The following is a 9144-nucleotide window of genomic DNA, read 5'->3' as shown; positions in this document are numbered from 1 at the left end:
CCTTTAGATTTGTTTTTATTAAAGATTAAAAAAGGGATTTATAATTATGTTAAAAAGATGGGGTCTGGGGAAGACTCTTACCCTTTAAAATTGTTATTAATTTTAAGGGTAGTAAAAAGAACGGAGTGAACTTGCACGCCCGTTAGTAAACAAGAACTATCTCACGTATTAGTCTCCGTTCTTTAAAACTGGTTACAAAGGACCAAATAGAATCATAGCGTTTACCTATTAAAGGTTTTAGTCAATGTAACCATTAACTTAAAACATAAAATTATGAAAATTAAAGAAACGGTAGGGATCGACATTAGTAAATTGACTTTGGATGTAAGGATTCATAGTAGTCAGGCGTTCAACGTTTTTGAAAACACATTGAAAGGATATGGAAAAATGCTGAAATGGGTGAGAAAGAACACACGTTATTTAAACACGGAAACGATATTTGTTTTTGAACATACAGGACTGTATTCACATGGGTTGTCCGTGTTTTTGTCCGAAGACAATATTTCCTTTGCAGTGATCTCTGGACTGGAAATAAAAAAGTCTTTGGGAATAGTCCGAGGTAAGAACGATAAAATAGATGCCACTAAAATAGCCTTATATGCATATAGGCTCAGGGATGAAATTACTCTGTTTCAAATGCCTACTAATGCAATTAATAAATTAAAACGGCTACTATCACTTCGTGACCGAATGGTAAAGCACAGAGCAGGCTATAAAAATTCATTGGGAGAATACCAGAGGCTGTTTTGTAGAGTTGAAAACAGGATTTTCTTTCAATCCCATAAGAAATTGATCCGATATTTGTCAATTGAGATTAAAGCTATAGAAGGTCAAATGAAGAATATCATTGATAGTAGCTCTAAACTAAAAGAGCATTACAGACTGATAACCAGCATTAAAGGTATAGGTGCTCAAACTGCTTTGTTTTTAATCGTTCATACCAACGGTTTTACGAAGTTTAAGAATGCTCGGAAATTTGCTTCATATTGCGGAATAGCCCCATTTCCATATTCTTCAGGAAGTAGTATTCGAAAGAGGACAAGGATAAGCCACTATGCCAATAAAAAGATAAAGAGTTTGCTGGATATGTGTGCTAAAACAGCCATCCAACATAATATTGAAATGAAATTATATTATGAGCAGAAAGTCGAAGAAGGTAAAAATAGAAGGAGCACAATAAATGTGATAAGAAATAAATTATTGGCCAGAGTTTTTGCAGTAGTACAAAGAGGAACCCCTTATGTAGATATTAAAAAATATGCTGCTTGAAATAAACTAATAAATTTATCGGTAAAAATTTGTTTTAATCATAGAATACGTGAGCTTATCTGCTTATCATCTCGTTCCAAAAATTACCAGTTTTCAACGGCGAGATTCAAAGCAATTGCTTCTATATTTTAAAAGAAGAATTGCAAAAATATGTATTTAAGAAGCTAATATATAAAAAAAAGCAATCATTCGCTAACGCGAACAGTTAATTTTTGATTATTCACTTGATTTGAGTGAATTGTATATACTAATGAGTAAGAGCAAGAATAAAAAAAGCAAAGATGAATTAAACAAAGCAAATGCTTTAGTAAATAAATATTTGTGTAACTTTATTAGTAATAAGTTTTTGCAAACATTTCATGACCAAGATAGAAATGTGATTTCGCAGAATAAATATGCAAGCTCGTGTGGATTATCTTCTTCTACACTTAGTAAACTAAAAAGTTCAGAAGGCTATGATATTCCAATGACAACGATTTATAATATATGTAGGTATGAAAGATATTCTTTAAAAGATCTTTTTGAAGAGTTTGAAAAAAAATATGGGGTAGATATACCGCTTTAAAGTATGTATCAAGCCGTAAAAGATATTTTTTACATTTGGTTTGTATATGTAAGAAATAAACACACTTTATAGTGTTTATATAATTGTTGTAGCCAATTATAGAAATCCGAGAAGTATGCAAATTTTAAAATTAACTTTGATTCTAATCATTTTGGTTTCTTGTCAAAATAAAGAAAATAAGAAAGCTGAAAATAGTGAAATGGTATTTGGAACAAAATCATTTAAAGTTCAACCGATAATTAACCTTTCAGAAAAACTTGAGAGCGAAGATGAAATTATATCTGTTTCAGTTGATAAGAATGGAATTAATGCATTGATAATTCATTCTGCACTTCAATACAGAACTGAAAATGGAATGTTTGCGGTAATAAAATCTGACAAACCTAAAGACTATACATTTATCCGTTTTGACTTAAAAGGAAATGAAATATTTAGAACTTTAATAAAAGATGAGTATTACAATTTTCATAACGTGAATTTCTTGCCAGCAAAAGAAATTCTGCTTATTTGCGGACGTAGTAGATACAAAAATGAAAATGAAATAGATAAAAATGCTCGGATTTATAATCTTAAAGGGGAATTATTAAGAGACTTTATTGCTGGGGATGGAATTCAAGATGTTCAAATTGACAATGACGGTAATATATGGACTTCCTATTTTGACGAAGGAATATTTGGAAATTATGGATGGAACCAGCCAATTGGAACATCTGGACTAATATGTTGGAATAAGGATGGACAGAAAATTTGGGAATTCGAACCAATTGACGGGCTTGACCATATGGCAGATTGTTATGCAATGAATATAGATTCTGACAACAACATTTGGTTTTACTATTACACAGAATTTCCGCTTGTCAAACTTGATAACTCAAAACAAATTAAGTTTTGGAATACTAATATTGGAGGTTCAAGTTCTTTAAACATTTTTGACAATAAAGTGCTTATGGCTGATGGATATGATGGAAATAATTTTATCCTATTTGAGATTAAAGGGAATAAATTAAAGAAAACTAAAAAGATTAAGTTCATAAACGAAGAAAACCAAGAGTTGAACAAACGAAATTATATCACAAGTTTTGGCTTGAATATTGGATTTCTTGAAGAGAATAAAATCTATCTGACTAATATGAACGAAATAAAGTAACTGGCTACAACAATTTATAGCTCCCTTTGGGAAGCAAACGCAACATACAAGGAATATTGTGAGACATTAATATCAATTATAAATGGAAAAATCTAAAGTTGTAAAGCAAATAGAAGGCACTCTTTTAAGGGTAATTAGTTATAAAGATAAACCCGATGTTGTTTTCTGTGTATTTGATACTAGTCCTTCTGGTTTAGAAGAAGAAAGGTTGATTTACGATTCTTATTTAAATATATATGGCTGTACTATCCGTGATGGTTATAATTTTGATGCAGCCTATAAGGAAGTTATTGAACACGATGACTTCGACTACGTAACAAGTGTATTACGGTATAGTGTTAGAAGCACTTTTGAAATAAAGATATCTTCTCTCTATTCAGACAAAAAATCTGAGGATGATCCATTAATTAAAACACTAAATGAAATTGCAAACAATAATAAAAAAGCTTTTAACCAAATAAAGAAGTTGTATTATCATCATGTAGCAGAAATTGATTGCTTCAAAATTATCGATAAACCAGCTTGACCATATTTAACCTATTTCTATCTGAAATATTTAAAAAACATCATACAACCCAAGCTAGCCCCCCCGCTACCGCCAGTTTTTAACTGGTGGCAGTTCTGCAAAGTTTTAAGCTTTCAAGCTCTTGGAAGTTATCGATTTTTAAGAGTTGATATTTCTTATATTTGGTTTGTGCATATAAGAAATATACACACTTCATTCCGTTTATCTGGAAATATTAAGGAATAAACGCAATTTATTGCGCTTATTTAATTGTTGTAGCAATATTGAAAATCTATTCGAATGAAAAAATTTTTAGAATTTATTTTTATTGGCTTGCTTTTTTGCAGTTGTACAACTAAAAGAACTGAATTGGTACTTCTTGGAACTGTTCATCAGCCTGTCGAAAATTTTACACCTGATAGCCTTTACAACATCTTGGTAAAGATTAAGCCAGATTTAATACTTTTCGAAGTGGACTCTTCATTCTTTACCAAAGATTTTGACTTTAAGAAAACTTGGGAAAGTAATGAAAATATTGCCACTTTAAAGTATATGAACAGCTTTGATGTGGATGTAAGACCATACGAATTCACAGGAAGAAACGAGTACAGGATAAAAATTGGGTCTCGACCAACAGATAGCAAAGCGTTAGAATTATTGGACAGCCTTTATAAAAATAATCAGCTGAACTCGTTGGACAATAGAGTATATCAAAACTTTCTTGAAGCAAATGATGACCTTAATTCATTTGCCTATTTAGGTGCTCGAGCCTTTAATAATCCTGAAACAGATAAAATTGCTGAAATCAGACAAAAACGTCATTATAAAGAGCTTTTGGGCATCATGTCTGAATATCCAATTTTTCTTGACACATATTACGTTAAAAGTGATGGTGATAGCATTAGTTTTTTTGAAGGTTTCAAAAGGGCATCAGAATTTTGGGATATAAGAAACCATACAATGTCTAAAAATATTTTACACTTTGTTAGAGAATATCATGGCAAGAAAATAATCGTATTGAATGGTTATTTTCACAGGTATTATTTAAATTCTTTAATTAAGCCTAAAGAAGAAGAATTGAATTTCACTATAAAAGAATTTTACGAATACTAAATACAGCTACCAACTATGGCTATGAGTAATAGTTTGTTATCGTCTACTTCTGAAAACCCGCAAAGATTTTCAACTTGGTGTTTACTTGTAAAGTAAAGTGCTAACCCACACAACCACTCATAGCTGAAATATTGGCAACAAGCTGAAAAAAATCCGCTATGAATATTTCTCAACCACTAAATCGCTCTCGCTACCGCCAGTTTTTAACTGGTGGCAGTTCTGCAAAGTTTTAAGCTTTCAAGCTCTTCGAAATTATCGATTTTTAAGAGTTGATATTTCTTATATTTGGGTTATATATAATAAAAATAAACGCACCTTTATTATGTTTATCCAGAAATATTAGGAAATAAACGCAATATTGCATTTATTCAATTGTTAACTACAATTAGATGATCGATTTCAGTAACATAAAAGAACACGAGATAGAAAGACCAAATGTTTGGACTTGTCTTGGCTCGCCAGAAGATTTCGATTCATTATCTGATGAGTTTAAAGATCAAATTAAATTTTTAGATAAAGAAGCATCTGATTTCCTCTACAAATATTTTGAAGCTTCAAAATATCATACTGGTCCAATGTGGGAACCATTTGAAAAAAAGAATTTTAAATACGTTGAAAAAATATCTGTAGGTGAAGACGAACAGAAAATTAAAAAATGGCTTTTCAACAGAGGGATTGCATTTTCAAAATGGGTTTATGTTTTACCTAATTATGGAAATGGGTCTTTAATAATGACTTGGAAAATGGTCATAAAAAATTGTGAATCACTTTTCTTTGCTGATGATGTAGTGATATTTGACGAATCGAATCAATGGTGTTTATCCTACTGGCATGAAGACGAGATGTTTTTCGGGACAATTAACATGACTGATCCTGAAGTTGGATATAAGGAGGTTGAAGTGATGAATGAAATGGAAAAGTATTCAGGATATAAACATCCATTGAAGGAAAATTAAAAGTAGTTAACATGGTGTATAGTGCATGCAAAGCACGCACTATACACAAACCGTTGTAGCCAATTTTGAAAAAAATGATATATTTATATTCAACTATTATAACCCTTTTGCTATTTACTAATTGTCGTTCACAAAAAAGCATCCAAGAAGAAAAATACTATAGGATAGGTGGAATTGAACAATGGGTAACCATACAAAGGAATGGATAGGCAAAACCCTATTGTTTTATTCATTCATGGTGGACCTGGAAGTCCAATGAGTCCTTATTCCGATAATATTTTCCAAAAATGGTTCAAAAATTTCACAATAGTCAATTGGGATCAAAGAGGTTCAGGAAGATCCTATAAAAAAAACAGTCCTCAACAACTTACAAAAGATTTTTTAATTTTAAATCATCTTACCCTTAACCAAATGGTTAAGGATGGAATTGAATTGACAGAATTCTTAACTCAATATTTGAATCAAAAAAAAGTGATTCTGATTGGTGATTCGTGGGGTACAGTTTTGGCTACTAAAATGGCTGCCAATAGACCTGATTTATTCCGTTGTTATATTGGAACATCTCAAATTGTCAATTTACAGCAAAGTTTATCGTTTGGTTTCAATAGAGTTCGACAACTGACAGAACAACGTCAAGATAGTGTGACCCTTGAAAAGCTCGAATCCTTAGGAAAACCACCTTACCCAAATGGACAAACAGCGGGCAAACTCTTTAGAATCATAAAAAAGTATGAAAGGGAATTATCCGCCCCAATACCTAAAAATTTTTATCAAATAAGCGAATCATATAAGAATGATAATGACCAAAAAGCTCGTGCGGAAGGCGATGATTATTCATTTTTCAGTCTTATTGGCGACCAAAAGCTTAGAATAAAGGGGATGTGTGAAAACATTGATTTGACTACTATTGGTCAAAATTTAAAAATTCCCATTCACCTATATCAAGGAGAAAATGATATTTTATGCCCAAAAGAGATAAATAAGCCATATTATAATACAATCAAGCTGAAAACTAAATCTTTCGACTTAATTGAAAACACAGGGCATGGTATTACTCCTGAAATATTGGATAAACAATATCGATTAATAATGGAAAATTATAGTGAATAAAAATGGGCTACAACATGGTATAAACGACTTTTTATACAGTCCCTTATCTGCAAGCTGAAAGAACGTTTGCTCAAAAATTATTAGATATATAATTTGTACCGAACGGTCTGTTTATTTATATTTACACTGTGAATTACAAACACAATAAAGAAGAAGTAATTAAGAAAGGTATGGAACTCTTTTGGACAAAGGGTTATCATAACTTGGGAGTAGATGAAATTTGTCGAAAAACAGGAATGACCAAAGGTGCTTTTTACAATTCGTTCAAAAGCAAAGAGCAATTTCTGTTAACTACTATCGAAAACTATGGCAATTTCATAGCAGAGTATTTGCAAAATCAACTATCAGATAATAAGCAAAAACCGTTTGACAGGTTACTTGCTCTATATAAGAAAATGTTGGAAGCACAAACGGAAACCAATCATATGGGATGCTTTGTAAATAACACAATGTCTGAATTAGGAACGTTGAACGTAAGTGTGGCTTCAACAACGTCAGAGCAATTCGATAAGTTCTTGAATGTTATTGAACCAACCGTTCGAGAAGCTCAACTAAACCAAGAGCTAATTGATAGCATAGACTCAAAATTGTTAACAAAAACAATACATACTACATTTTTTGGAATTTTAACTACTTCAAAGAGCACAAAAACTTCGGGCTATTCAATTATGGAAACAATTATGCACTCATTGAAAAAATAAAAAATGGATAAAATCAATCAAATATGGGAAACCTACAGAGCAAGTTGGAATAATGATGACTCTGTAAAACGTACTGACAAACTAAAAGAGATTATGACCGAAGATTTTGAATATCGTGATCCGAATATTGAATTAAAAGGTAGCGAACAATTATCGGATTATATGTCACAATTCCAAAAAGAATTTGTAGGAGCCTCTTTTGTTATTACAGACTTCCAATTTCATCACGATAAAAGTTTATCACATTGGAATATGGTCAATACCGAAAATGAAGTTGTTGGTAACGGTACAGACTATGCAGTCTATGAAAATGGTAAATTGAAACAAATAACAGGTTTCTTTAAACAGGGATAAAATTTATGGACATCAAAGCAGACTTACTAAACTCTTGGGACTTGAATAATAAAGTTACCCTGTACCTACTCGACCATATTGATACTGAATGGTTGTCGAAGAAGTTAAATGGTACAGGGCGTAGCATTAGCGAACAATTTCTACACATCAATAATATTCGTTCATTTTGGATAGGGAAAGTGAATGAAAAGATTGATTTGAAGTTGGATAAGAAGTATGCGAAAGACAAAAAGAAACTCGAAGAAGCATTGCAAAAATCTGCACAGAAAATGAAAGAAACCTTATCTAAAATATTCGAACAAGAAAGTATTAGAGGTTACAAACCACATCCTGTTGCCTTTTTTTCTCAAATGATTGCTCACGAATCACATCACCGAGGTCAAATAATAGCAACAATAACTAGGAATGATTTACCAATAGACAAATCGGTAAATTTTGGACTGTGGAATTGGAACAACAAGTGAAACAAATAAAATAAAGCCAGCAGGTAACAAAGGTAATCGTTGCACAAAGCATTAAAAAATCGTAGAATTGAATTCAAAAGCTCCTTTCTAAAGGGCTTTTGTTTTTAAAGGCATTTTTTTCCACTAAATATTCAAAGCTGTTAAAGGTCTTATCTGAAGTGATATTGAGGCTTTTAACTCTAAAACAAAATGATGCATCCCTTGGGCATCACTTTTCACGGTTTTACCAATAAATTTCAAATATTTTTTAAGGTTATATGCCATAGCCGATAGATGCATCACCTTATTGGCCTGTGCAATACCAATGGTATTTATCTTTCTAAGCCCCATAAATTGGGTAAGGGTACCAAATACCGGTTCTACCGTACTTTGACGTTTACTTTTCATATAACGCCCCTCCGAGCTGTTTACACGAACATTGTTACGCTCATACTCCGCTCGATAAAACGTCACTGTAAATTTCTTTTCCTGTGCCGATTTACCTAAACATTCGGAGCGAATGGGACAACCTATACAAACCCGCTTTGATGCCCTATATTCCTTTTTCCTAGTATTGTTCTTTTTCTCTATAAACTCTTTTTTAAAGGGAATGATTTTGCCTTGTGGACAGGTGTAATAATCTTGTGACTTATCATATGTAAATCCATCTGGACCACCCTTGTAAGTCCCATGGGGAGGTATAAAACTTCGTAAACCCTCTGACTCTAAAAAAGCATAGTTCTCGCCACTGCTATAACCTGTATCTGCTAAACAATTTCGCCATATCAGCCCTTGGCCATGCAATCGTTTTTTTAATCGGTTACTAATATCTTCTAAATATTGATTGTCCTTTCCCTCGGCATGATAGGCCTGAATATCCGTGATTACATGGTGAGCTGTATCCACACTAAGCTGGCTCAGGTAATTTAGTTTTCTCGCCTTACCAGGTTTGACACTGATCCTGGCATCGGGGTCGGTAGG

11 protein-coding genes are annotated in these 9144 nt (G+C 32.3%); 10 read left to right on the top strand and 1 reads right to left on the bottom strand.

The window, feature by feature from the left end; all coding sequences use genetic code 11:
* Positions 1 to 273: 273 nt before the first annotated feature.
* From HHX25_RS20925 to HHX25_RS20880, 10 genes are all read left to right on the top strand, one after another.
* Entirely contained in the window at positions 274 to 1269 is a 996-nt protein-coding gene (locus tag HHX25_RS20925) for an IS110 family RNA-guided transposase (protein WP_169670953.1), read from the top strand.
* A 250-nt stretch (positions 1270 to 1519) separates the two neighbouring features.
* On the top strand, positions 1520 to 1834 hold the full coding sequence (locus HHX25_RS20920; RefSeq protein WP_169677374.1) for a helix-turn-helix domain-containing protein: 315 nt from the start codon (positions 1520 to 1522) through the stop codon (positions 1832 to 1834).
* A 115-nt stretch (positions 1835 to 1949) separates the two neighbouring features.
* Complete coding sequence (locus HHX25_RS20915; protein ID WP_169677373.1) at positions 1950 to 2981, top strand: hypothetical protein; 1032 nt, start codon at positions 1950 to 1952, stop codon at positions 2979 to 2981.
* 82 nt (positions 2982 to 3063) lie between these two features.
* Positions 3064 to 3507, top strand: coding sequence for a hypothetical protein (locus HHX25_RS20910; protein ID WP_169677372.1), 444 nt, complete (start codon positions 3064 to 3066; stop codon positions 3505 to 3507).
* A 279-nt stretch (positions 3508 to 3786) separates the two neighbouring features.
* Entirely contained in the window at positions 3787 to 4599 is an 813-nt protein-coding gene (locus HHX25_RS20905) for a TraB/GumN family protein (protein WP_169677371.1), read from the top strand.
* Between the two features lie 389 nt (positions 4600 to 4988).
* Positions 4989 to 5555, top strand: coding sequence for a hypothetical protein (locus HHX25_RS20900; protein ID WP_169677370.1), 567 nt, complete (start codon positions 4989 to 4991; stop codon positions 5553 to 5555).
* Between the two features lie 201 nt (positions 5556 to 5756).
* A complete protein-coding gene (locus HHX25_RS20895; RefSeq protein ID WP_169677369.1) occupies positions 5757 to 6665 on the top strand; it encodes an alpha/beta hydrolase in 909 nt (302 codons plus the stop codon).
* Positions 6666 to 6793: 128 nt separating this feature from the next.
* Entirely contained in the window at positions 6794 to 7366 is a 573-nt protein-coding gene (locus HHX25_RS20890; protein WP_169677368.1) for a TetR/AcrR family transcriptional regulator, read from the top strand.
* 3 nt (positions 7367 to 7369) lie between these two features.
* Entirely contained in the window at positions 7370 to 7720 is a 351-nt protein-coding gene (locus HHX25_RS20885) for a nuclear transport factor 2 family protein (protein ID WP_169677367.1), read from the top strand.
* 5 nt (positions 7721 to 7725) lie between these two features.
* Positions 7726 to 8184: a DinB family protein gene (locus HHX25_RS20880; RefSeq protein WP_169677366.1), complete on the top strand. Its 459-nt coding sequence runs from the start codon at positions 7726 to 7728 to the stop codon at positions 8182 to 8184.
* A 123-nt stretch (positions 8185 to 8307) separates the two neighbouring features.
* Here HHX25_RS20880 and HHX25_RS20875 read toward each other — a convergent pair.
* The coding region (locus tag HHX25_RS20875) for a transposase (RefSeq protein WP_240964251.1) at positions 8308 to 9144 on the bottom strand (837 nt) is incomplete at its 5' end.

This window comes from Flavivirga algicola, from assembly GCF_012910715.1.
Classification (GTDB): domain Bacteria; phylum Bacteroidota; class Bacteroidia; order Flavobacteriales; family Flavobacteriaceae; genus Flavivirga; species Flavivirga algicola.
Note: the sequence above shows the minus strand (reverse complement) of the source record. Positions and strands in the feature narration are given on the sequence as shown.

What these genes read in the sequence shown, in the direction of transcription:
- HHX25_RS20925 (WP_169670953.1), top strand. Translation starts at nt 274, where the DNA reads ATGAAAATTAAAGAAACGGTAGGGATCGACATTAGTAAATTGACTTTG.
- HHX25_RS20920 (WP_169677374.1), top strand. Translation starts at nt 1,520, where the DNA reads ATGAGTAAGAGCAAGAATAAAAAAAGCAAAGATGAATTAAACAAAGCA.
- HHX25_RS20915 (WP_169677373.1), top strand. Translation starts at nt 1,950, where the DNA reads ATGCAAATTTTAAAATTAACTTTGATTCTAATCATTTTGGTTTCTTGT.
- HHX25_RS20910 (WP_169677372.1), top strand. Translation starts at nt 3,064, where the DNA reads ATGGAAAAATCTAAAGTTGTAAAGCAAATAGAAGGCACTCTTTTAAGG.
- HHX25_RS20905 (WP_169677371.1), top strand. Translation starts at nt 3,787, where the DNA reads ATGAAAAAATTTTTAGAATTTATTTTTATTGGCTTGCTTTTTTGCAGT.
- HHX25_RS20900 (WP_169677370.1), top strand. Translation starts at nt 4,989, where the DNA reads ATGATCGATTTCAGTAACATAAAAGAACACGAGATAGAAAGACCAAAT.
- HHX25_RS20895 (WP_169677369.1), top strand. Translation starts at nt 5,757, where the DNA reads ATGGATAGGCAAAACCCTATTGTTTTATTCATTCATGGTGGACCTGGA.
- HHX25_RS20885 (WP_169677367.1), top strand. Translation starts at nt 7,370, where the DNA reads ATGGATAAAATCAATCAAATATGGGAAACCTACAGAGCAAGTTGGAAT.
- HHX25_RS20880 (WP_169677366.1), top strand. Translation starts at nt 7,726, where the DNA reads ATGGACATCAAAGCAGACTTACTAAACTCTTGGGACTTGAATAATAAA.